Source organism: Janibacter sp. LM, assembly GCF_039631275.1.
Lineage (GTDB): Bacteria > Actinomycetota > Actinomycetes > Actinomycetales > Dermatophilaceae > Janibacter > Janibacter terrae.
Genome location: NZ_JBDIVG010000022.1, coordinates 31,405 through 53,420, shown reverse-complemented (window position 1 = coordinate 53,420; position 22,016 = coordinate 31,405). Strand labels below are relative to the sequence as shown.

The following is a 22,016-nucleotide window of genomic DNA, read 5'->3' as shown; positions in this document are numbered from 1 at the left end:
TCACCTGGCGGACGAGACTTTCGACCGGTTTTGTTTGCGACGATCCCGGTCGGGGCTCGTCGCATCACGACTCCTCGTCCGGGCGGACGAGGAGTTTTTTCATGTTCTCTGCACTGGTGCTCAGCACCGTGGTGATCTTCGTCGCCGAGCTCGGCGACAAGAGCCAGCTCATGGCGATGACCTTCGCGACCCGCTACCGGGCCCGCGATGTCATCATCGGCATCACCGCAGCCACCGCCGTGGTCCACCTGGCGTCCGTCGGCATCGGGTACTTCATCGGCGCGAGCTTCGAGAAGTACCAAGGAGCCATCGCCGTCGTGGCCGGCCTGGCCTTCCTGGCCTTCGCCGCCTGGACCCTGCGCGGTGACGAACTCACGGACGAGGAGGCGCAGAAGGCCCGCAAGGCGAAGGGGTCCGCGCTGCTGGCCGTGGGTGTCGCCTTCTTCCTCGCGGAGCTCGGTGACAAGACGATGCTGGCCACCATCACCCTCGCGGTGCGGGAGGACTGGTTCGGCACGTGGATCGGCTCGACGATCGGCATGGTCGCCGCGGACGCCCTGGCCATCGCGGCCGGCGCGATCCTCGGACGCAAGCTCCCGGAGAAGGTCATCACGTACGGCGCCGCGGCGGCCTTCGCGATCTTCGGGCTGGTGCTCATCGCCGAGGGGCTGGGCTGGTTCGGCTGACCGACGCCCGCGTGTGCACGAAAGGTCGTGCTGGTGCATCTCGTGGCTCGTGACGCCACCAGATGCACCAGCACGACCTCGTGTGCACAGCCGTGCGGGGGATGAGTCGGCCTGTAAGCCGGGTACCCGGAAGACTCCTGTAGATAGCGGGCTGCAGTCCCGCCGGTCCGTCACTGGTCCGTGACGATCTGCCCAGAGTCCCGCGGTCAGCGGTCGTCGATCGGGCCGAGGCGCGCGGCCCACCAGCGGAGCATCCGGGCCCGCTGAAGGTACTCCTGGCGGGGAATGCCCTGCTTGTGCTTGGTTTCGTCCAGGGTGCGCTCGAGGAGCTCGAGCTCCTCGGTGATGAGGGTCCGCAGGTAGGAGGTGCGGTTGCGGCAGGTGGTGGAGCAGTAGAGCGTGAGATGGCCGGTGCCGACGTAGTCGACGGGTCCGGCGCACTCCGGGTTCATGCACGGCGCGGTCGCCCCGACGGGATGAGCGTCCATCTCGAGAGCCATCCGCGCGGCCCGGACCCGGACGTCGTCCACGTGCTCGCCGAGCAGAGGTGTGATGCCGGAGGGGTAGCGCGCCATGACCGTGACTCTAGGACTCGCAGCCCACACCGTCGCCGTCACGGTCCAGGTGGTCGCCGTAACCAGGCTGGCCACGGTAGACCGGTGCGGCTCCCGCGGCCTTCGCGTCGCTGCAGTTGTCGTAGTACGCGGCCGGCGGTGCCGCCGGCGGAGGCGGCGGCGGGGGCGCCTGCGTGGTCGTCTTCGGGGCTTGGGTCGTCAGGGGCTGCGGCGCCCGGGTGGTCGACGACGATGTCGGCTTCGGCTTCGGTGAGCTCGACGAGCGCGGTGACGACGACTTGGACGAGCTCGAGCTCTTCGTCGTGGTGGTCGTGCTCGTCGTCGTCGACCTGGTCGTCGTGCTCGAGGTGCGGGTCGTCGTGGTCGTGCTGGTCGACACCAGCGGGCGCGGGTCCGTGTCCTCCTCTTCACCGAACACGCTGCCGATGGCGCCGAAGCAGCAGCAGATCAGGATGACGAACCCGACGATGCCGCCGCCGATCGCCAGGAGCTTGTTCTGGGCCTTGTTGCGACGACGCTGGGTCGTGGTGATGCGAGCCATGGTCTTCCTCCCCGAAGATGCCTAGCGGGTCGGCAGTGGCGTGCCCCCGCAGCCGGAGAGTATCCGGTTCAGAGCGTCCTTTTCGGGCGGGGTGACCCACAGGTTGTGTTTCTTCTTCACGGCCACTTGGCGGGCGGCGTAGTCGCATCGGTAGGGCTTGCGGGGTGGGAGCCAGGTCGCGGCGTCCCCGTCGCCCTTCTGCGCGTTCGTCGGCCCGTCGACCGCGAGCAGGTTCAGGGGGTCGTTCGCGAAGTTCTGCCGCTGCTCGGGCATGAGCTGCTGCGCGCCGGTCTGCCAGGCGTTGGACAGGGCGACGACGTGGTCGATCTGTACCGCGCTCGAGGTGGCTTGGCCGCGGACGAAGGGGATGCTGCGTCCCGTGTATGGGTCGTGCAGGGTGCCGGAGAGGACCACGCAGTCGTTGGTGCCGGGCTTGATGACGACGCCGGTGAGGTCACGTCGCAGGATGTCGTTGCGGGTGTCGCACCCGTTGTGGCCGTACTGCTCTGTGACGTCGTCGGACCAGGCCTGCCCGAACATGGCGCGGTCGTACCCGGTCTTCGGGGCGCGGCCCTTCACCGGCAGCTGCGAGAGGGCAGTCAGTGCCGGCGAGGTGCTCGCGGGTGGGCTCGTGGGCTTCGGGGCGCTGGGCCGGGTGGGCTTGGGCGTCGCTGTGGCGGTGACCGTCTCGGTCTTGGTGATGGGGGGCTCTTCGACGACGACCACGACTTCGTGCGTGGCGGTGACCGTGGTCGTGATCGTCTCGGGCTCGCTCCCGGCTGGGGCAGCGCACGCGCTGAGTGCGAGCATGGCCACCGCTGCCCCCACGATCCCCTTGGTCATGCGGTCAGGATGCCACCGGGCGGTGACAGTCCCAGTCGTTGGGTGGCGGCTCACCGGATCCGGTCCACTTGCGGAGGCTGTAGCGGCGTACCGCGCGGCCGTTGATGACCGTGTCGGCGCCGGTGTTGCCGGGGATCCACAGGCGCCATCCTTCGTCGGCGAGCTCTCGGGCCCAGGCTTCGGGGTCGTCGCCGGGGTGGAGGTCGCGGAGGGTGTAGCGCCACATGAGGTGGGATCGTTGCACGCGGGTACGACAAGAGCGCCCCCTCCGCCGTAGTGGCGAAGGGGGCGCTCAAAGGTCTGGGTGAGAGGCGCAGCACCCCCGCCATCGGGGGGAGGAGGCGGGGGTGCTGCTGGCGGTCGGGTCCCCTCTGCCTGTGCTCGACCGCCGTCACCCGTTCGGGGGCACGGGTGACGGCCGACAGCCTAGGACACCGACGAGATGTCAGGGCGTGTCGTCGTCGGGCTCGCCCGGGTCGGCCGGCGGCAGCGGTGTAGGCAGGCTCGATCGGTCGAGGTAGGTCCGCATGAGCCAGGACAGGCCGGCCACTGCGATGGACTGGAAGAACGAGAACCCGACGAGGGTGGCGCCGAGCTCGCTCCACGACGCGGCCGTTGTGACCGCGGTGAATAGGGCGACGACGAGCGCTGCGGCGGCCGAGAACGCGAGGCCCTGCAGGAGGGTCCGGGCGGCGCGGTTGCGGGCGTCGGTCTTGAGGGCGTGGCGGGCGGCACGAGTGGTGGGGACAGTCATGGTCAAGCTCCGATCTCAGTGGTGGAAGACGACGCGGGTGGCGCCGTCGTGGCCGTGGATCGCTTCGACGTCCTCGATGGACGGCCAGACGACGGTGGACCGGCGGTCGCCGCGCCAGCGGATGACGGTCACGCCGTCGGGGAAGACGACGCCGTCGGCGACGGTCCCGGTGCCGGAGACGCCGGACACGTCGGTGTCTCGCTCGAGGGTGAAGGTACGCACGGTCAGGCTCCGATCTTCTTGGGCAGGAGGCGCAGGGCGCCGTACAGCGCGAGGAAGGCACCGGCCGCGAGCACGCCGAGGGCCTGGACGATCACGGCGTCATGCGACGGGACGGCCAGGTAGTCGGCGACCCGGGCGAACAGCCCGCGGTGGGCGGTCACGACGTCACCCGGTGCTGGGCGCGCAGGACGTGCCACGCGGCGTCCGTGGCCGGGCCCCACACGCCGTCGGCCTTGACCGACAGGGCCCACTGGTGGCCCTTGCGCATCGAGTCGCTGGACTGCCTGCCCTCGGGCCGGGAGCGGCGCAGACGCCAGTACCGGACGAGGTCCCACACGCCGGCGCGCAGGCCGGGCTTGAGGGCGCGGCGCAGGGCTTGGGCCTGCCGCTCCGTCAGCGGCCCCCACACGCCGTCGGCCTCGAGGCCGAGGACCCGCTGCAGGCGCTTGACGTCCGCGGGGGTGTACGTGCCGACGGTCGGGGGGAGCTCCCCGCGCCACAGCTGCTCGGCCAGCGCATTGATCTTCCCGATGGCGGCGTAGGCGTTCGCGCCGGGGCAGGAGGTGGAGCCGACGTCGCGGTGCCCGCCGTTGAGGGTGTGGCGGGTCGCGCGGCCCGACCGGTGCTCGAGGACCATGACCTCGGCGATCGCCCGGCACTGCGCGGCCGTCGGCTCCTGGACGTCGTAGTTGCCGACGAGGCAGAACGCGGCGGCCACGGTGTTGTGGCCCTTCGTGTGGGCGCCACGGCGGTGCAGGGACAAGCCCTGGTAGCAGCGGCCGACCGGCGTGACCGGGTAGGTGTAGCTGATCCCGCCACCGAAGCGGGCTTGGCCGATCCGCTCGAGGGTCCGCACGGCCTCGTCGTCGTCGTCGAAGGGGGGCACGAGGTCGGGCGCGATCGTCACCGAGTGGTGGAGCCACCACTCGCTGATGGGCAGGGGCCGGTCACCGAACCCGTCGGCGTAGCGCGCACGCCACACGTCGCGGGGGATGGGCACGAGCATGGCAATCTCCTAGGGGCAGGACAACGGCCCCCGCAGGTGCGGAGGCCGGGCGGGGGGTCGTGGCTCGAGGCGGGTGCTAGTCCTCGTCGTGGGGTGGGCGCAGGCCGTGGTCGCGCAGCAGCCGGTGGCACGCGTCGTGCACGCGCCGGTATCGCGCGAAGTCGCCCAGGGCGTCGTCGCGCTCCCGCATCACGGCGTCGTGGGCGAGCCGCCAGGGCTCGCCGGCGTCGACCGTGGCCGGGATCGTGGCGCCCACCACGGAGGAGGGCGCGTCGCCGCGGCGGCGGGTCAGGTAGGGGCGGACCATCTCGTTGAGGATGAAGCCGGCCAGGAGGAGCGCCAGGGGCGCCAGGATCGCGGTCCACACGACGTCCGGCATGAGTCAACCCTCCGTGCGGTCGGGGTCTCCGAGGGGCGTGGGGCAGGCGGGCAGCTGCGCGGCGGTCGCGCGGGAAGCGGTGCGGGCGTCGTGGAGGATCTGAACGGTGCGAGCGACGAACGCCCACCCGAGTCCCCACGTGAAGGTCTGCGTGGCCGGGCCGGAGCTCCACCCGTGGAAGCTGGTCAAGCTGTACCCGTACAGCAGGAGCATCGCGGCGAGGGTGGCCTTGCACGCGGCCTCCACGCGCATCGCGCGGGCCGGGTAGTTCAGCCGGGGGACGACCCACACGGCGATGAGGGACCCGAGGGCGGCGACGAGCATGACGGCGGGCACGGCGGTGGACGCGGCATCGACGCCGATGGTCGCGCCGAGCGCGTGGGGGGTCGCCATGCCGGCGAGGAGCTGCACGGACAGGACGGCGACGGTGATGAGCGCGCCGACGCCGATGGCGTGGCCGGGGCTGGTGATGGTGGCGACGGGGGTGTGCGCGTGGTGCTCGGTCATGGCTGGCGTCGCCCTTCGCGCATGTAGACCGCAGCCAGGAGCGCGGCCAGGCACGCGAGTGTGGTGTACGTGATGGACGCGGAGCGGACGACGTTGCCGTCGATGACGGTGGACAGGTGCGCGGCGGCGGACCACGCGGTGAGCCACACGACGAGGCCGGTCAGGGGCCAGAAGATGTCGCGGCGGCGCATCGTCAACGCGGCCAGGGTGGCGAGCGCGGGCAGCAGTAGCAGCCCGCCCCACAGCTGCGGCGCGGCCCACGTGGTGGCGACGTGGAAGGTCGGCCGGTCCAGGTACGGGTCGGGGAAGGCGATCAGGTCGGCGCCCAGGAGCGCGAGGCCGACGCACAGGATCGCGGTGGCGGTCTCGGGGACCTGGTGGCGGTCGAGGAGGTGGGCGGCGTGGCGCAGGCGTGGACTCACGGAGACTCTCCTGTAGGTGGGTGGGCGGTTCACTCGTAGGCCTTCGCTCGGATCGAGCCTTGCCGGCTGTTGGCGCCGCGGGCGCGGATCGCCCCGCCGGGGGCGAGGTGGTCGTCGCGCTGCCGCTGCCGCAGGGGCCGGTCGCCCGGGTAGGCGACCTCGACGAGCACGTCGCTAAGGCGGACGGTGGAGCTGCCGCCGTCGGAGTAGGGGAGAAGGAAGCTGAGCCAGACGGGCCGGGTGCGGTCACCGCGCAGGAATGTCAGGTCCCTGTGGTCCAGCTCCTGCGACACGTTCCACCACGTAAAGCCCTCGCTCGGCGCTGAGTCGAGGTGGTAGACGCGGCCGACGTCCGTGAACCCGCCGACTGGATGACTTGCGCTCGCCTCGGGCTCCAGGGCGGCCCACCTATTCCCGAACTCTGGGCGTCCGTTGACAAATGAAGTCAGTCGGAGGGTCCAGTGGCCAGGCGCTGGCCCGACCACCTCGCCCTGCACGGTCAGTCGGAGCCAGAGCGGGTCTCCCTTGGGTGGGGTGCGCGTCGGCTCCAACTGCCCGCACACCACGCCGTCCGGGCCGGATCCGGCCACGTCGGTGAACTGGACGTAAGTGCTCGGGTCGCCGTCCCGCAGGATGCTCGACGCCCGCACCGGGACGAAGGTCGCAGGTGGCAGCATTGGGCCGAGGTAGTCGACGCCATTTATTGCGTCCCACACTGGGCCATCCTCGACGCCGGTGACGCGCCACGGGACGATGATCTCGCCAGCCACGATGCCGCTCCTACCCGTCGAGGGGCGCGGGGTAGACGCGCCCACTGATCCAGCAGGAGACGGGCGCCCACGCGGCGACCCAGACCCACCCGCCCATGTCGGAGTGGAAGGACCACCCGCCGGTGTCGATGAGCCGGCCCGTGGTCGGCCCGTCCTGGGTGGGCCAGTGACCAGCCATCGACTCCCCGGCACCCCACGCCTCGATGAGGCCGGCGTCCTCGAGCTGCGGGAGTCGCCGGCGCCACGCCTCCGAGTCCGCGGACGGGTTGCCGACGAGACGCAGGAGGTGCGACGGCTGGATGGGCCGGGCGAAGAAGCCGAGCGCGAACTCGGAGCGCGGCGAGTCGGTGGACGCGTCGAGCCTGACGATCGACCCGGCCTCGGAGACGGGGACGGGGAAGACGGACCACAGCCCGCGGTACAGCGCGCGGCGGTAGATCCGGCCCGCGGGTGAGTCGCCCTCGAACGCGACGCGCAGGTCCTGCGACTGGCGAGACTTGCGGTTGACGTTGCCGGGGCGGCGGGCCGGGTCGATCTGCGCCTCACGGTCACGGCGGCGCAGCGACGCCAGGGTCATCGCGTCGCGGGCCTTCGTGTCCACGGCCAGGGTGACGCGCCCGGTGAGCAGGTCCCGGGTGACCTTGGCGATGTGGCACAGCTGGTCGGCGCCGCGCCAGCCCTTCACGACGATGTTCTGGCCCTCCTCGATGAGCCAGCGGGAGCCCTCGCGGGGGTCGACGTCCAGGGTGACGTCCCCGAACCAGCCGACGTCCTGGGACTGCGCGACCTCGCGGCGCGCGGACAGGGTGCCGAGGGCCTTGGTGATGTGCGCGCCGTAGTCGACGGCCCGCTCCCGCCGGATGACGTACCGGTCGTAGGCCGGGTTCTTGCCGGTGACGGCGCCGACCGCGCTGTAGAGGTTGGGCTCGACGATCGGGCGGTAGGCGATGGGCAGGCGGATGGACTGCAGGGCGGCCGCGTCGACGCCGACCTCCCACGTGCCGGTCCACGTCTGCGGGCCGATGATGCCGTCGACGAGCAGCCCCATGCGGGCCTGGATCGCGCGGATGACGGCCACGTCGCCGGCGCCGATGACGCCGTCGACGGTCACGGCGTACCCGAGGTCACGGGCCCGTTCCTGCCACGTGGACACGCCCCTGCCGGTGCCGGTGGACGCGTCGGTCGCGCCGGGCATGAGCACGTCCCCGGCGGACGCGTTGGGGAAGTCCGGCGGGTCGTAGTTGAGCAGCGCCGGCCAGTGCCGGCCGGACCACGCGTACCCGTCGGGGCCGACGCCGCGGCCCATGATGGCGTCGGTGCGGGAGGCCTGGTCGGCGTCGAGGCGGACGGTCACGCCGGGCGTGCCGGGGGTGATGGTCCAGTGCCGGGTGGTGATGTCCTTCAGCTCGATGCCGTACACGCGGGGGGTGCGGGTGCGGGCGACGGTCCACTGCCGCCCGTCGGACGTCCAGGCGTGCGCGAGGAGCTCGGACACGTACTCGGTGACGTAGTCGTCGCCGTCGCCGCGCACGAGGGAGTCGATGCCGGTGGTGACCGATTGGACGGTGCCGTACCGGCGGGAGATCACGCCGGACAGGGCGCGGGCGATGAGCGTGCCGATGTCGGTGGGCTCGAGGGTGATGGGCGCGCGGTGCAGCGCGTAGGAGGCGGTCGCCATGTCGCCGGCGCACTCCCACGTCGTCGCGGTCTCGGAGTCGGTGATGCGCGCGGCGTCGTTGACGAGGTGCCCCTGGAACAGTTCGAGGACGCGGGTCTTGTCGGGGGCGATGAGGTACACCTCGACCTGGTGGTCGGGCTTGAGCCAGTAGAGGTCGCCGACGCCGGGCTCCTCGAAGGCGCTGATCTGCGGGAACGTGAGCGTGAGGGACTCCCACCCGAAGGGCTCGGACGCGACGGCGTTGCCGGGGAGGGTGGGCACGCCGCGGAACCACGTGACGTCCTTGCCGTTGACCCACACGCGCAGGGAGCCGACGTCGCCGTCGGTGATGTCCCACAGCCCGCGGGAGTGGACGGACCCGTCCGGGTTGACGGTGAAGTCGCCGGGCCCGTTCTGGGGGGAGTGGCGGGTGATGCGGCGCAGCTTGATCGTCGGGGGAGGGTCGACGACGACGCGCTCGACGTCGAGGGGCCCGGTGGTGATGTCGTCGGGGCCGGTGACGTCGAGGACGACCTGCTGGGAGTGGTCGAGGTCCCACCCTTGCAGCTGGCGTTCCCCGGCGGTCTGCCCGTCGGCCTCGGGCAGCCACGCGTGCCCGGTGCCCGCGGTGCCGCCGACGGCGTCGCCGTTGGTCCCGGTCGCGGTGGGCGTGACGGTCCACGCGGTGGCCGCGGTGCCGTAGGTGGGTTCGGTGTCGTCGCCGACCGCCGCGGGAACCCAGGTGTGCCCGGTGGTGGCGGTGCCTTCGGGGTCAGCGACGGGGACCGCGCCGGCCGCGGTGGGGGCCCACGCGTGCGCGGCGGCGGCGGTGGCCTGGCGGGGCGCGGTGCCCGAGCTCGAGGGGGTCCAGGTGTGCGCGATGGTCGAGGTGCCCTGGCGGGGGCTGGTGCCCACGCTCGAGCCCGCCCACGCGTGCGCGGTGGCGGCGGTGCCGGTCGGGCCAGGGGGCGGTCCGGCCGGGGCGAGCCACTGCACGGCCTGCCCCAGGATCGCCTTGCCGTCGATCGTGTAGTCCGCGTCCCCGCCGTAGAGCCACCCGCAATACACGGCGCGAGCTGGCGCCGTGGCGTGGGCGTGGATGCGATCAGTATCGAGGGGGTCGCCGACCTCGACGGCTCCCATGTAGAGGTACGTCCGATCGCCCCACCTGCCGAGGATGGTCCCGGGGACCGCGCCGGTGGCCGCCACGGCGTGGGAGCCTTCCTGCGCGGCTGTGAGGACGGTGACGTTGCCGCTGTACGACCCGACGATGGGGTGCGCGGTGGTGACCGAGTCCATCCGACTCGTCGTGCCCGTGCTGCCTGCCAGACTAGTTTCACGTCCGAGCCCTGTCCGCGCCCACGCGGTCCGCTCGGGCGTGCCGACGGACCCCACGCCGTGGCCGAGGAGGATCGGCGTGCCAGACGTCCACTTGTCGATGACAAAGGTGGTCGAGTCCAGCGGTGTGGCGAACCGGTCGAAGGTCACGCCCGCCGTGACGATCAGGTCCTTGCCCGAGCCCCACGCGGCCGTCATCTCGCTCATCGTCTCGGCCGACCCCGTGACGGTGTGCCCGAGGCCCTCCAGCGCCGCCTTCGTGCGCGTATACGCGAGGCCGGTCAGGTTCGCGGAGATCAGCAGGATGCGTGCCACGGGCGGGCACCCCCTATCGGGTCAGGTCAGGCAGCGGGCACGAGCAGGCGCGGGGGTGAAGCTCCTCCGGGTCAGGTGGAGGAGCCGGCGATCGTCAGGGCCGTCACTGAGTACGCGCCCGCCGACGAGAACGTGCCGTCGCCCGTCACGACCGCGGACCCGCGGAACGTGCCGCCCGTCGCTGCGGACCAGAACCCGACGTGCGTGACCGGCCCGGACGCCGCACCACCGGTGAAGGCGATGGCAGCCGTGGCCGCGATGTCGCCGCCGGAAGACGCGCCCCAGGTGACCGGCTGGCGGGCCGCCGTCGACTCGTTGGCGCCGGTCGTGCTCGGGTTGGCGGTGTGCAGGGACACGTGCGTGATGAGCGAGCCCAGGTGGGTCGCCATGCTGTCGAGGGTCGCGTCGATGAGGGGCATGGTGTTTCTCCTTGGGGGTGGTGGGTCAGAAGCCGTGGTAGCTGAGGCGGATGGTGGAGGCGGGCACGAGGACCGCGTCGCCGACCCCGACGCTCGTGTCGGTCACGCGCCGCGCGAACAGGGGTGAGCCGCCGGCCGGCGCGGTCCACCAGACGATCCACTCGGGGGTGAAGTCCTGCAGCGCCTGCCCGTGGTCGGTGCCGGCCGCGGCGACGACGTGCCGGCCAGCGGGCGCCTGCCAGCCCGACCCGCCGGGGATGAGCACGCGCGGCGTGCCCAGGTAGGTCGCGTCGGCCTGCGTGACCGTGGACAGGGACGCGCCCACCTCGAGCGCGATGCCGAGCCACAGGTCGTCGGCGGTGACGGCGGCCAGGACGGTGTGCGCGCCCGCGGTGCTCGTCGCCACGTCAGGCCACCGCCCCGACGATCTCGGGGTGCGGCAGCACCGGCCAGTCCAGCTCGACCTCACGCCACGCGCCGGCGCTCAGGGCGATGCCGACGTCGGCGGTAGAGACCACGTCGGGCCGGTACGCGCGCCACGTCGTGGCGATCGGCCCAAGCACCACCCGCAGCAGCAGCGCGTGCGTGGCGGTCACGTCGGCGATGAAGGCCTGCACCCGCGCCTCCAGCTGCGCGGGGTTGGCCGCCTGGACCATGACGTGCATCGGGTACCGCAGGGCCCCGATGCTCGAGTGGGTCTGGAACTCCCCGTCGACGAGGGGCGAGTGGACGGTCTGCCGCTCGAAGGAAGGTTGTGGCTCCTCCAGGGGCCCGTTGAGGACGTACCCGGCCGGGTAGGTCCACGCCTTGCGCAGGGTCCCGTCCAGGTGCCGGGTCTCGATCCACTCGCTCACGTGTTCCTCCTCGATAGGGCCGCCCGACGTTCCACGACGTGCGCTTCGCGCATCGCGTCGTCGAGGTTGATGCCGTGCAGGTTCTCGATGTGCGCGGTCGCGTAGGTGTTGCCGCCGCCGCCGTACACGGTGGCGACCTCGCTGGGGCGGGGGGTGCGCTGGTACGTGCGGGAGTCGCGGTCCTCGCTGCCGCCGCGCCCACCCTGGGGGGTGCGCTTCGGCTTGGGGCGGCGCAACTCGTCCTCGTAGGCGTCCTGCGCCGTGTTCAGGGCGTTGATGGCGGCCGTCACCGACTGCGGCGCGGCCGACCAGCCGCCCCACCGGGCGGTGCCGTCCTCGAAGACGGAGATCATCCGGGATCCGTCTTCCCACCGGTACCGGCGGTCATCGGCCAGCGCGCGCACGTTCCGCAGCTGCGACTGCCAGCGCGAGTAGACGCCGCCGGTCGCCATGAGGATGAGCTCGCTCACCTCGTCGTCCCACGTGACGGACCCGCCCAGGCGGGCCGCGCCCTCGCCGATGATGTCGCGGGAACGGTCCTTGAGGTCGGCGCGGCCGGAGGCGTACAGCTCCCACGGCGCGCGGGTGTCCTCGGCCATCAGGATGCCCTGCTCGCTGGTGGGGTAGAACCCGGGCGCGACGCTCCCGCCGGGGCGCATCCCGCCGAACTCCATGCGGGTGACGCCCCGCTCCTCGATGCCGCCGGCCCACTTCGCGCGGGCCGTGCCCATGTCGATGCCCTTGGCGCGCAACGTCATGTCGATGGTGCGGCCGCTCATCCCGTCGATCATCTGCTGCAGCCCGCCCAGGGCTGTCGTCGCGGGCGTGGTGTTGGCGTAGAAGATCGTTTCCCGGGCCGGGGGGATCTCGTAGATCTGGCCCTTGTAGCGGACGACGCGGCCACCGGCGGCGGTCGACCCGACCTCCGTGACCTGCACGGTGCGGTCGGACAGGCCGAGGATGGACCCGTTGAGGGTGACGACGTTGCCGCGGGCGTCCTGCGCGCCGTCCTCACCGACGAGCACGGTCTTGCCGTCCAGGGTGGTGATCGACTCGTCGAGGGCCATGACGCGGTGCATGGACCCGCTCGCGCCGGACTCGCTGATGTCGATGAGCTTGGACGGGGGGAGCTTGTCGACGGCGTCCTTGACGTTCTCCGCGTCCTTCTTGGCCTTCGCGGCGCCCGTGGTCTTGACGTCGGTGACGGCGTCCTCGGGGAGCGAGAACAGGGCGTCGGCGAGCTCGCGGGTCTCCTTCTCGTTGAGGCCGACCGCGTCGCGGTACGCGATCCACTTCTCGCGGCCGCGGTCGAGGACGTCCTGCGTCTTCTCGGTGTCGCCGGTGGCCTTGAGGGTCGAGGCGGCCCACTGCTGGGTCTCCTCGACGAGGTCACGCAGCGCGCCACGGTTGGCGAGGGCCGCGGCGCTGTTGCCCTCGAGCACGCGCCCGTTCTCCTTGAAGGACTTGTCGACGTCCTTGACGGAGTTGATCCACGAGTCGTGGGACGCCTCGACGTCCATCATGGTCGCGCCGAGGTCGTCGATGGCCTTGGCGAGGTCGTCGAGCGCGGTCTCCGCGTCCTCCGCGACCTCCTCGGTTTCCGTCAGCTCCGCGTTCATCCCGGCCGTCTCGTCGCCGGTCATCTGCGCGTCGTTGGCGGTGCCGGTGAGCTGGTCGCGGTAGGCGGGCATGAGCTCGAGGAGCCGGTCGTGCGCGGTCTGGGTGCCGCCCAGGGCGTCGACCATGCGCTCGAAGCGCATCGCGGCGTCGTCGGCGGGCATCGCCGCGAGGGACTCGCCGAGCCGCGTGAACCCGGCCTCGACGCGCTCCGCGCCGGAGGACATGCCCGGGAACAGGTTGTCCTTCCAGTCGACGAGCTGGTCGGACAGGGCGGGGTTCTCGAGCCGGGCGTAGGCGTCGGCGAGGTTGTCGACGTCGCCGACGTGGTTGCCGATCCACTTGTTGTCGCCGATCCCGTCGAAGAACCCGGACAGCTCCTCGCCCTCTTGGGCGTCGCGCAGACCCAGGATTGCCTTCGTGGTGTCCTCGATGCTGGGGACGGCGTCGTACCCGGATTCGGCGAGGGCACCGATGGCGGTGGCGACCGCGTAGGCGCCGGCCGCGTACCCGCCCCACTTCGCCATGCCGCGCACGGTCCGCCCGGTGCGGGTCAGCTGCCCGTCCGCGTCGGCGCCGCGGGTGGTGATCCGGTCGAAGGCGTCGCCGATGTCCTGGGACCAGCCGACGATCTTGACGGCCGCGCCGCCGATGAGCAGCCCGGACGCGGCGACCCCGGCCAGGGCACCGGACGTCTTCTGGACCGGCTCGGGGAGCTTGACGAAGGCGTCGGCGATCCCGGCGAGCTTCTCCGCGCCGCCGGCGAGCACCGGGCCGAACACGGCGCCCAGGTCGATCGCCGCGTCGGTCATCGTGTTCTTGGCGATCTGCAGCTTGGACTCGGTGGTCTCGTACCGCTTGCCGGCCTCCTCCGCCAGGGCCGCGTTCTCCTCCCACGCGGTCGCGCCGAGCTTGAGGGACTCGGTGACCAGGTCGGACGCGCCAGCCGCGCGCAGCAGCACCTGCGCGTTCTGGGTGCCCTTGAGGCCGACGTCGGACAGGGCGCTGGCCGCGTCGCCGCCGGACTCGCCGATCCGACCCAGGCCGGCGATGAACATGTTGGTGGCCTCGACGGGATCCGCGCGCCACGCGGCCGCGAAGTCGGACGCGGACACGCCCGCGATCTCCGCGAAGGCCTCCAGCTCCTCACCGCCGCCGATCACGGCGCTGTTCATTTCGAGCAGCGCGCGGGACATGGCGCCGCCGCCGAGCTCAGCCTCGATGCCGACAGACGACAGGGCGTTGGCGAGGGCCAGGACGTCCGCCTCGGACGCGCCGATCTGCTTGCCGGCGCCCGACAGCCGCAGCGCCATCTGCATGATGTCGGCCTCGGTGGACGCGCCGTCGTTGCCGAGCGCGACCAGGGCCGCGCCCATCCGCTCGTACCCCTCGACGCCGTCGCGGGCCGCGGTGCCCATCACGTTGCTGAACTTGGCGAGGGACGTGGCGGCCTCGTCGGCGGACAGGTTCGTGGACTCGCCGAGCGCGACGGCGGTCTCGGTAAACCCGATGATGTCCTCGCGGGCCACGCCGAGCTGCCCGGCGGCCTCCGCGACGGCGGCGAGCTCGGTGTGCGTCGCGGGCAGCTCCTTCGCCAGCCCCCGCAGGTCCTCCTCGAGGTCGGCCATCTGCTCGGAGGAGCCGTCGACGGTCTTGGTGACGCCCGCCCACGAGGACTCCCACGCGATGTTGGCCTTCGTCGCCAGCCCGAGCCCGGCGGCGACGGCGCCGCCGGCGACGAGGGCGGTGGTGCCCATCCGGTCCATCTCGGCCCGGTTGTCGCGCACGGAGCGGGACAGGGCGTTGAGGGCCCCACCGGAGCGGGCGAGGTTCTTCTCCTGCCCGCTGACCTTGTCGACGGTGCTGCCGTACCGGCCGGCGGCGCGCCCGGCCTTGTCGAAGCCCTGGACGGCCTTGTCGGCGTTCACCTCGAGCGTGGTGCTGATGACCTGGGACACGGGCGGCCCTCCTCGAGGTGCGGGGGTTCAGGCGTGGAAGGGGGGCACGTGGATGGGGTGCGTCATCGAGTACGTCTGCACCTCGTCGGGGGTGACGTAGCGGTGCTGACCGGGGGGGCGCTTCGCGTCGGTGTCGTTGGCGCGGTCGCGGGCCGCGCACGCGTGGCACGTCTCCGCGGGCGCGGTGTAGTGCCGGTGCGCGTCGGGGTCCATGCCGTACACGCGGGGGGTGCCGCAGGAGCCGCACAACCCGTCCTCGTAGGCCTGCAGCGCGAGCGCCGCGAGCCGGTCCAGGTGCGTCCACGCCCGCCCGGGGCGCCGCTGCCCGCGCAGGACGGACAGCGGCACGCCGTGCGCGCGGGCGGTCCTCAGCTCTCGGAGGACGTGCCCCCACCGGGGGAGTGCGAGGGCTGCTGCGAGAAACCCGGCATCACGCCCTCAGCGTTGACCTCGATGGTGGCGTCGACGATGGCCTGCCACTGGACGAACCCGACGGCGATCGAGAACGCTTCCCACTGCTCGGCGCTCAGGACCGCGCCGGGCGCGTCGGGGTACGCGCGGGGGTCGCGCTTGTGCACGCGGGCGGTCAGCGCGATCACGGCCCGGTTGTAGTCGTCCTTCGTGCCGCCGGACGCGTCGCGGGCGGCCTGCTTCTGGGTGGGCGGGTCGATCGCCTCGACGCGGACCCACACGAACGTGCCCTCGGCCGCGCGCTCGAGCTCGGCGAGGCGCTGGTGCGCGGCCTCCAGCTCGGGGGGGCGGGTCGCGGCCGCGCGGCGGGTGGTCTTGCGGCCCTCCGCGCGTGCCGTGACGGCGTCGCGCTCGAGCTCCTCGATGAGGGCCATCTGCTTGCGGGCCTGCTGACCCAGGGTGCGGTCCTGGCTGACGGCGACGGTGCGGGTGGGGGCGACGACGCCGGCGAGGAAGTCGTCGAGGTCGAACGCGTCCAGGTCCGCGGCGGGCACGCCCTCCTGCTGGGCGGTGTCGGCGGGCCGGTCGGTGGTGGGGAGGTCGTTGGGCACGGGGTACTCCTTGGAAGGGGGGTGGGGGCACGGGGTGGGCACGAGGGGGGTGGAGCGGGTGGGGCCGGACCGGTGACGTGCCGCCGTGCCCAACGGCACGCCACCGGCGTGTGGGGGCCGGTCAGGCGGCGGCGGCGGCGGCGGCGATCTGCGCGTCGACGACCTTCGGGGAGAGGTTGGAGAACTGCGCCGTGAACTCGAGCTCGCCCTCGTCGCCGGGGACGAGCTTGTCCTTGACGTCGAGGCGCACGTGGTACGCGTCGTAGTAGTCGGCGGCGGCGAGCTCGGTGAAGCCGGAGACGCCGATCCGCTCGATGACGTAGTACTCCTCACCCTCGGTCAGGCCGGCGTAGACCTTGGACACCTCGGCGGTGGGGTCCTGCGGGTCGTACACGAACCGGGCCGCGTCGAAGCTGATGTCCTGCTGGCCGGCGACCTGGTAGGTCGTGGTCGAGCAGGCGCGGCGGCGGGTCGCGGACTGCTGGGTGCGCGAGCGCCCCCACCCGTCGGACAGGTTGTGGCAAGACGCGTTGATCGCGCCGAGGGCGGTGGCCTCGGTGACGGTCAGCGCCGCGATGTTGGCGACGCCGGAGACGGGGATGATCGTCAGGGACAGGGTGCCGAGCGCGGGCACGCCGACGGGCTGGTTGAGGGCCATGGGTCAGTTCTCCTTGGTGGTGATGGCGGCGACCTTGTCGGCCTTGGTCGTGGCACCGGTCAGGTCCACGCCCCGCTCGGCGGCGACGGCGTCGAGCTCGTCGTGCGTGAGCTTCTCGCTGACGGCGGTGGGGCCCTGGTCGACGGGCTGGCCGGCGAGGTCGGTGAGGGGCTTGGCCGGCACGGGCCGGTCGTAGCGGTCCCGGGTGGGCTTGTCGATGACCTCCGCGCCGATGCGCTTTGCTTCGGCGCGGGTCGCGTTGCGCTCGGAGCGGCCGTCGCGGATGCGGACCACCTCGAGCAGGTTCTTGGTGTTGCTCATGGGGGAGCCCTCCTCAGGGCGTCGGGGGTGGGGGTGGTCAGCGCGCCTGGCAGGCGAGCTGGATGGGCACGAACCAGCGCGGAGGGCTGGGGTCTGTGTCGACCTGGAGCGGGCCGGGGTCGTACTGCTCGGAGGGCAGGAGGCCCTCATGGAAGGGGGAGGTGATGGGCCGGCCGGTCGCGTCGGTCAGGACGAGGCCGTCGAGGAGGGGGCGGGCGCGGTCGAGTCCCCACTGGACCTTGCGGGGGGTGCCGCCGGCGAAGGTGAGGATGGGGCGCCAGACGGTCAGGGACGCGGCGCGGGTCGCGCGGGTGTGGGCGTTGCCGCCGGGCCCGGTCTGCAGGAACAGGTACGCGTGGGCGGTGCCGGGGGTCCCGCCGGGGCCGTCGGGGTCGATGCGGGCGTCGCCGACGTGGTTCTCCCACACGTCGAGGCCGGTGTCGTTGACGCGCACGGGCTGCCCGTCACCCGGGAAGGGGTGGCGCCACCGGGTGACGGGAGCCAGTGCGTCGATGAGGGCGGCGTGCAGGCGCGCGCCGGTGGTGGGGGCGGTCACGCGGTGCCGCCCATCGGCAGGTCCCCGTCGGGGGTGTTGATGCGGGTGAGCGCGGCGTGCCAGCCGGGGACGTGCCGGGCGGTCGCCGGGGCCAGGTAGGGCTGCGCGGCCATCCGGGAGGTGCCCTGCTCGACGTACTTGCCGTAGGCGGCGGTGGGGCCGATGGATACGGCCATGCGGCCGGTGCGCCCGTCGCCGGTGACGAGCATCCCGAGGCTGGCGCGAAGGTTGCCGGTGTCGACGGGCGCGCCGATCTTCGCGTCGCGGGTGATGGCCGCGCCGGTCTTGCGGGTCGCGGTCGCGGCGCGGGCGCCGACGGTCGCGGACGCCAGCCGCATCGCGCCCTGGTACTGCGTCAGGCCGTCTGTGGTCGCCACTGTGCGCCTCCCAGATGCTCGGGTGGGTGGTAGGTCGTTTCGGGCCCCACGTTGCGCGTCCGGCCGTTCTGGGCGGGGATGCGGGGGTGTTACGCCGGGGGCTGCTGGTTGTGCGTGCAGACGAGGTCGCGGGTGAACCGCTCGCTGCCGTGCTGGACGTCCTCGACGACGAGGTCCAGGCCCGTCAGGTGTGGGTCATTGGTCGCGGTGACGATCGTGACGACGTGCCCTTGCTCGAGGTCGGGGAGCGTCGCCAGGTCGGGGTCGTGGAGCTGCACGAGGTAGCGGCGGGTGGTGGACTCTTGGCCGGCCTGCTCGGCGCCTTGGTCGCCGAGGATGCGTTGCACGCGGCAGGGCCACCCGTCCTCGTCGGGGGCGGCGGGGGGCGGCAGGAGCACGAAGGGGGTGGACGGGGCGTACTGGCCGGCGTCGTCGTCCCACGCGCCGGGGGTGGCGCGGGCGGGGTCGGTGATGGTGCAGGAGGCGTTCATGCCGCCGGAGGCGACGGGCTGGTGGTGGCGGGACCAGCCGGTGGGCACGACACGCGTACCGGGGAAGGGCATGGCTACAGGCCCCACACGGTGTCGTTCGTGCGCTCGGGCCGGCGCCCGTCACGCACCACAGGCGCAAGGTCGAACCCGTCGAAGCCCCCCAGGTCGGGGTCCTCGTCGCGGGCCCGGGCGCGCAACGTGGCCGCCTGCTCGCGCAGCTCCCGCGCGACGGCCACGCCGTCGGACTGCAGGTCCTGCGTGCGGATCTTCTTCCCGACGAGCACCTCGGACACGGCGATCGCCTCGAGACAGCGGGCCGCGGCGAGCAACACCGACCCGCCCTCCGCGGTCAGCGCGGCCTCGAGGCTCGAGTTGGGCAGGAGCTGGTCGGTCGGGTCGAGGTCGGCGATCAGGAAGCGGACGTCGTCGATGTCACCCACGGCGAGGCTCCTCTCGTGGTGGAAGGGGTTGGCGCGCAGGACACGTTCATGGCAGGGCGGAAAGGAAGCGCCCCGAACGGACCTTCACGAGTCGGTGATGTCCAGTCGGGCGGGGTCCCGTGTTGACGCGCCACCCCCACCCCCCGACCGGTCAGGCCGAGGGGTGAGAGAAGCGGGTCACTTCGGGTCGGTGCCCTTCGTGGCGTCCTCGAGCTGCTGCTCGAGCTCCGCGATCCGCTTGTCACGCGAGGCCAGAGCGGCCTCGTGCTCCTCACGCAGGGACTCCTCGACGTCGGCACGGACCTGCTCGACGTCGACGCTCTCGCCGGCCGCGGCAGCCGTCTTGGCCTTCGCCGCGCGGACGTTCGCGGCGGTCGCCTTCTTCGTGCCCTTGGGGAGGAGTCGCTCGTTCTTGAGCCACACCTCCGGGACGGACGAGATGTTGCCCGCCGCGTCGACCACGTCGACGAAGTCGGACTCGGACAGGATGACCTTGCCGTTGCTCATGGCATCCCCTCTCACGCGGGCTGGCTGGCGTAGGCGAAGCGGGGGTCTCCGCCCGCGGCACCGACGATGTGACGGACCCGCCAGTAGCAGGTGTCGTCGTCGAAGGAGCCGGAGTCGATGCCCAGGTCGCTGCCGCCGACGGACTTGCCCTGGTCGCTCTTGACCCGCACGTCCGGCTGCTCGTACCCGACGAGGAACGCCGTGTAGAAGGCCGGCCGCGGGGTGGTCGTGAGCGGCAGGACGAACCACGCCGTCCCGGGCAGGTTGTCCAGCACGGTGAGGGTGATGCCCGAGTACGGGTTGGGCCCGACCGTGGTGGTGTCGCCGGTGGTGTGGCGCACCTCGACCGCGTTGAGGATGCGCCGCGCCGTGAACTGCAGCGCCGGACCGACGACGAGCTGCAGCGCACCCGGGTAGAGCAGGTTGCCCTCGGCGTCGGTCTGCGTCGTCACGTTGACGATCGCGGCCTCGAGCGCGCTCTCGGACAGGGCGACCGATCCGAGGTTGCCGTTGCCGGCGTTGAACATGGCGGTGTTCGGGACGCCAGTGAGCGGGTTGGCGAGCGCCTCGAGGGACGCGAAGTCCTCGGTGGCGACGGCCTTGCCGGCCCACGACTCGGGGACCTTGCGCAGCTCGTTCAGCTGGTCGTTGACGCGGGCCTCGAAGGAGTACCCGAACTGCTCGCCGGTCTTGTGCACGCTGATCTCCCGCTCGGACAGGCTGTAGCCGGCCTCGGGGTAGTTGCTGTGCTCGGGGACGCGGGGCAGGACGGTGCGGGCGCCGGCCAGGTCGATGAGCTTCTTGGGGCGGAAGTCGTTGACCGTGGTGCGCGTGGAGAACTTGTCCCACTGGCGCGGCATCTGCGTGTACTGCGCGAGCATCTCGCGGTCGAGGACGTCCCCGGCGGCGGACCGGAAGAGGTCGCTGCTGGTGATGGCCTCGTTGACGGCGAAGCGCACGCGGTCGTTGCCCTGCCACGCGGCGGCGAGCAGGCGGGCGGTGTTGGCGATCTCGGCCTCGGAGACGACGCCGCGGCGGATCCCGTTGGTGAGGTCGCGCTCGGTGACGCCGAGGGAGCCGGCGAGGGCGAGGATCTGGCTGTTGCTGCTCATGGTGGGTGGCCTCCTCAGACCTGAGCCGGACGAACGACGGCGACGCCGGAGGTCCCGGCGCGCTGGCCGGTCTCGCCGACCTTGGGGACGGTGTAGCCCCACGGTGCGCCGGTTCCGGTGGTGGACAGCACCGGGGCGGTCGCGCCGGCGCGTGCGGTCAGGTAGACCGGGGTGAACGGGCCGGCGATGGCGCCGCCGACCTCGTACGTGTAGGAGCGGGCGTCGGTGACGACGGACGCGTTGCCAGCGGCGTTGCCGCCCTCGCCGATGTTGGTGGCAGCGACGCCGTTGACGGCGCCGACACGGACCGGGTCGCCGGACTTGGTGCCGGCGACGACCGGGAGGGACAGCTCGGTCGCGGGGCGCATGTACTCGTTGCGCATGGCTCAGGCCTCCTTGATGGTGCGGCCGAAGGCTGCGGCGACGGCGTCGTCCGCGGACTCCACGACCTTGCTGGTGTCGGTGTCGATGACGGTGGCGCCGAAGCCGGTGATGCGGCCGGCGCCCTGGGCGGCGGCGCGGTCGGCGACGGCGGACTCGACGGCGGTACGCAGGGCGTCCTCGTCGAGCTCGTCGGCCTGGAGTGCGTCGGCGGTGATGCCGCGACGCTCGAGCGCGTTGAGGGTGTCGTGTCCCTCGACGCTGTTGACGACGCGGTCGATGGCCTCGCGGCGCTCGAACGCGGCGACGCGGGCCTCGGCGGCCTGGGCGCGGGCGGTGGCGGCGTCGCGCTCGGACTCGGCCGTGGTTGCCCGGCCGGCGTCCGCCTCGAGCTGAGCCAGTCGGCTCTCCTCGATCTGGGGCATGGTGTCCTCCTTGGACTCCTGGGTGGACCCGGCCGGGATGACCGGGGGCTGGTGGCCCTCACCGACGGTGTCGGTGGCGGGGCTGTCGTCGGGCACGACGGGCACGTAGCTGGTGGTGGGGCGGACCTCGGTGGGGTCGTCCCAGTCGATGACGGCGTTGGGCGCGTCGTACGTGTAGGGCACGGCCCAGACCTTGGAGCGCTGCCCTTCGACGTAGACCGACACGTAGGCGACGCCGGTGTCGGGGTCGTGGTCGTGGACGTAGGCGTCGCCATGGTCGGCGGCGGCCGCGTTGAGCGCGGACCGGACCTCGTCGGTGGTGGCCTCGACGAGGTCACGGCGCGCGGACTCGACCGCGGCCAGGATCCGCCCGCCGCGGCCGGCGCGGGTCACGAGGTCCACGGACACGCCCTCGATGAGCTGCGTGACGATCGTGCCCTTGCGGCCCTCAGCCTCACCGACGGTGGTGTCGGCGGCGGCGCGGATGCTCATGCCGACGGACTCCATGAACACCGGGTCGGTGATGAGGTCGCGGTAGGGGCCGATGACCTTGGCTTCGGCGACGAGCGCGCCGTCGGCGTAGGTGGCGTCCTCGTCGAGGACCGCGGCGAGGTCGCGCACGGACCGCTCGGGGCGGTCGTGGCGCTCGGACTCGGAGGGGTGGTCGAAGAAGATGTGGGTGCCGGCGGGGAAGACCTGCTCGTTGGCGGCGTTCTCGAGGACCTGGGGAGAGTAGTAGCCCGAGGAGCCCCAGCCTGCGTCGATCAGCTGCAGGCTGATGCGTCCGGGGGTGGGGGACTCGGTGACGGTCAGGGTGGACGCCTCGGTGATGCGCTTGGGCATGGCGGTCGCCTCCTCGGCGT

Annotated in this window: 31 protein-coding genes; 2 read left to right on the top strand and 29 right to left on the bottom strand. The window is 72.4% G+C overall.

Translation table 11 applies throughout. The features are described from left to right. Positions 1-101 precede the first annotated feature (101 nt). Positions 102-686 (top strand): TMEM165/GDT1 family protein, encoded by a 585-nt coding sequence (locus tag ABC138_RS12875; RefSeq protein ID WP_338537971.1) that lies wholly within the window; start codon positions 102-104, stop codon positions 684-686. Positions 687-892: 206 nt separating this feature from the next. Here the strand turns inward: ABC138_RS12875 and ABC138_RS12870 are convergent, their stop codons facing one another. Beyond that, positions 893-1,261 carry a hypothetical protein gene (locus ABC138_RS12870; RefSeq protein WP_345913931.1) on the bottom strand — a complete coding sequence of 123 codons (369 nt, stop codon included), beginning with the start codon at positions 1,259-1,261 and terminating at the stop codon, positions 893-895. A gap of 10 nt (positions 1,262-1,271) precedes the next feature. Further along, positions 1,272-1,463, bottom strand: coding sequence for an excalibur calcium-binding domain-containing protein (locus ABC138_RS12865; protein WP_345913947.1), 192 nt, complete (start codon positions 1,461-1,463; stop codon positions 1,272-1,274). A gap of 16 nt (positions 1,464-1,479) precedes the next feature. On the opposite strand from ABC138_RS12865, the gene ABC138_RS12860 reads away from it, so the two are divergent. Continuing rightward, positions 1,480-1,827 (top strand): hypothetical protein, encoded by a 348-nt coding sequence (locus tag ABC138_RS12860; protein WP_345913950.1) that lies wholly within the window; start codon positions 1,480-1,482, stop codon positions 1,825-1,827. Here the strand turns inward: ABC138_RS12860 and ABC138_RS12855 are convergent. The 27 genes from ABC138_RS12855 to ABC138_RS12725 all read right to left on the bottom strand — a co-directional run bounded on the left by ABC138_RS12855 (position 1,824) and on the right by ABC138_RS12725 (position 21,996). After that, complete coding sequence (locus ABC138_RS12855) at positions 1,824-2,645, bottom strand: DUF1524 domain-containing protein (RefSeq protein ID WP_345913930.1); 822 nt, start codon at positions 2,643-2,645, stop codon at positions 1,824-1,826. The genes ABC138_RS12860 and ABC138_RS12855 overlap by 4 nt on opposite strands. A gap of 4 nt (positions 2,646-2,649) precedes the next feature. Continuing rightward, complete coding sequence (locus ABC138_RS12850; protein WP_345913929.1) at positions 2,650-2,889, bottom strand: hypothetical protein; 240 nt, start codon at positions 2,887-2,889, stop codon at positions 2,650-2,652. A 201-nt stretch (positions 2,890-3,090) separates the two neighbouring features. After that, complete coding sequence (locus tag ABC138_RS12845) at positions 3,091-3,399, bottom strand: hypothetical protein (RefSeq protein WP_345913928.1); 309 nt, start codon at positions 3,397-3,399, stop codon at positions 3,091-3,093. A gap of 15 nt (positions 3,400-3,414) precedes the next feature. Further along, complete coding sequence (locus ABC138_RS12840; RefSeq protein ID WP_345913927.1) at positions 3,415-3,621, bottom strand: hypothetical protein; 207 nt, start codon at positions 3,619-3,621, stop codon at positions 3,415-3,417. Between the two features lie 2 nt (positions 3,622-3,623). Continuing rightward, positions 3,624-3,782 carry a hypothetical protein gene (locus tag ABC138_RS12835; RefSeq protein WP_345913925.1) on the bottom strand — a complete coding sequence of 53 codons (159 nt, stop codon included), beginning with the start codon at positions 3,780-3,782 and terminating at the stop codon, positions 3,624-3,626. Next, positions 3,779-4,627, bottom strand: a complete 849-nt coding sequence (locus ABC138_RS12830; protein ID WP_345913924.1) for an N-acetylmuramoyl-L-alanine amidase — start codon at positions 4,625-4,627, stop codon at positions 3,779-3,781. Before ABC138_RS12830 ends, ABC138_RS12835 begins: the two co-directional genes overlap by 4 nt. A 76-nt stretch (positions 4,628-4,703) precedes the next feature. Further along, complete coding sequence (locus tag ABC138_RS12825) at positions 4,704-5,006, bottom strand: hypothetical protein (RefSeq protein ID WP_345913922.1); 303 nt, start codon at positions 5,004-5,006, stop codon at positions 4,704-4,706. Positions 5,007-5,009: 3 nt separating this feature from the next. Next, positions 5,010-5,513: a hypothetical protein gene (locus ABC138_RS12820; protein ID WP_345913921.1), complete on the bottom strand. Its 504-nt coding sequence runs from the start codon at positions 5,511-5,513 to the stop codon at positions 5,010-5,012. Then, positions 5,510-5,935 carry a hypothetical protein gene (locus tag ABC138_RS12815; protein ID WP_345913920.1) on the bottom strand — a complete coding sequence of 142 codons (426 nt, stop codon included), beginning with the start codon at positions 5,933-5,935 and terminating at the stop codon, positions 5,510-5,512. The genes ABC138_RS12820 and ABC138_RS12815 overlap by 4 nt, the downstream gene beginning before the upstream one ends. A gap of 29 nt (positions 5,936-5,964) precedes the next feature. Next, the gene (locus ABC138_RS12810; protein WP_345913919.1) at positions 5,965-6,705 is read right to left on the bottom strand and encodes a hypothetical protein; all 741 of its coding nucleotides are present in this window, start codon (positions 6,703-6,705) and stop codon (positions 5,965-5,967) included. A gap of 10 nt (positions 6,706-6,715) precedes the next feature. Continuing rightward, positions 6,716-10,015: a peptidoglycan-binding domain-containing protein gene (locus tag ABC138_RS12805; RefSeq protein WP_345913918.1), complete on the bottom strand. Its 3,300-nt coding sequence runs from the start codon at positions 10,013-10,015 to the stop codon at positions 6,716-6,718. A 71-nt stretch (positions 10,016-10,086) separates the two neighbouring features. Continuing rightward, a complete protein-coding gene (locus tag ABC138_RS12800) occupies positions 10,087-10,434 on the bottom strand; it encodes a hypothetical protein (RefSeq protein ID WP_345913916.1) in 348 nt (115 codons plus the stop codon). Positions 10,435-10,459: 25 nt separating this feature from the next. Next, positions 10,460-10,840 (bottom strand): hypothetical protein, encoded by a 381-nt coding sequence (locus tag ABC138_RS12795; protein WP_345913915.1) that lies wholly within the window; start codon positions 10,838-10,840, stop codon positions 10,460-10,462. A 1-nt stretch (position 10,841) separates the two neighbouring features. Then, positions 10,842-11,288, bottom strand: a complete 447-nt coding sequence (locus tag ABC138_RS12790; RefSeq protein ID WP_345913913.1) for a hypothetical protein — start codon at positions 11,286-11,288, stop codon at positions 10,842-10,844. Further along, the gene (locus ABC138_RS12785) at positions 11,285-14,863 is read right to left on the bottom strand and encodes a phage tail tape measure protein (protein ID WP_345913910.1); all 3,579 of its coding nucleotides are present in this window, start codon (positions 14,861-14,863) and stop codon (positions 11,285-11,287) included. The genes ABC138_RS12790 and ABC138_RS12785 overlap by 4 nt, the downstream gene beginning before the upstream one ends. A gap of 27 nt (positions 14,864-14,890) precedes the next feature. Beyond that, positions 14,891-15,211 (bottom strand): hypothetical protein, encoded by a 321-nt coding sequence (locus ABC138_RS12780; protein ID WP_345913909.1) that lies wholly within the window; start codon positions 15,209-15,211, stop codon positions 14,891-14,893. A 20-nt stretch (positions 15,212-15,231) separates the two neighbouring features. Further along, positions 15,232-15,885, bottom strand: coding sequence for a hypothetical protein (locus ABC138_RS12775; RefSeq protein ID WP_345913908.1), 654 nt, complete (start codon positions 15,883-15,885; stop codon positions 15,232-15,234). Between the two features lie 121 nt (positions 15,886-16,006). Continuing rightward, positions 16,007-16,543, bottom strand: coding sequence for a hypothetical protein (locus tag ABC138_RS12770; RefSeq protein ID WP_345913907.1), 537 nt, complete (start codon positions 16,541-16,543; stop codon positions 16,007-16,009). Positions 16,544-16,546: 3 nt separating this feature from the next. Then, entirely contained in the window at positions 16,547-16,864 is a 318-nt protein-coding gene (locus tag ABC138_RS12765; RefSeq protein ID WP_345913906.1) for a hypothetical protein, read from the bottom strand. A 37-nt stretch (positions 16,865-16,901) separates the two neighbouring features. Further along, on the bottom strand, positions 16,902-17,420 hold the full coding sequence (locus ABC138_RS12760) for a hypothetical protein (RefSeq protein WP_345913905.1): 519 nt from the start codon (positions 17,418-17,420) through the stop codon (positions 16,902-16,904). After that, positions 17,417-17,797: an HK97-gp10 family putative phage morphogenesis protein gene (locus ABC138_RS12755; protein ID WP_345913904.1), complete on the bottom strand. Its 381-nt coding sequence runs from the start codon at positions 17,795-17,797 to the stop codon at positions 17,417-17,419. Before ABC138_RS12755 ends, ABC138_RS12760 begins: the two co-directional genes overlap by 4 nt. An 89-nt stretch (positions 17,798-17,886) precedes the next feature. After that, complete coding sequence (locus ABC138_RS12750) at positions 17,887-18,360, bottom strand: DUF6093 family protein (RefSeq protein WP_345913903.1); 474 nt, start codon at positions 18,358-18,360, stop codon at positions 17,887-17,889. Between the two features lie 2 nt (positions 18,361-18,362). Then, a complete protein-coding gene (locus tag ABC138_RS12745; protein ID WP_345913902.1) occupies positions 18,363-18,728 on the bottom strand; it encodes a hypothetical protein in 366 nt (121 codons plus the stop codon). Positions 18,729-18,905: 177 nt separating this feature from the next. Further along, positions 18,906-19,235: a hypothetical protein gene (locus tag ABC138_RS12740; RefSeq protein WP_345913901.1), complete on the bottom strand. Its 330-nt coding sequence runs from the start codon at positions 19,233-19,235 to the stop codon at positions 18,906-18,908. Positions 19,236-19,246: 11 nt separating this feature from the next. Continuing rightward, positions 19,247-20,347, bottom strand: coding sequence for a hypothetical protein (locus ABC138_RS12735; RefSeq protein WP_345913900.1), 1,101 nt, complete (start codon positions 20,345-20,347; stop codon positions 19,247-19,249). A gap of 14 nt (positions 20,348-20,361) precedes the next feature. After that, positions 20,362-20,730: a hypothetical protein gene (locus ABC138_RS12730; protein WP_345913899.1), complete on the bottom strand. Its 369-nt coding sequence runs from the start codon at positions 20,728-20,730 to the stop codon at positions 20,362-20,364. Positions 20,731-20,733: 3 nt separating this feature from the next. After that, on the bottom strand, positions 20,734-21,996 hold the full coding sequence (locus ABC138_RS12725; RefSeq protein WP_345913898.1) for a hypothetical protein: 1,263 nt from the start codon (positions 21,994-21,996) through the stop codon (positions 20,734-20,736). Between the last annotated feature and the right edge of the window lie 20 nt (positions 21,997-22,016).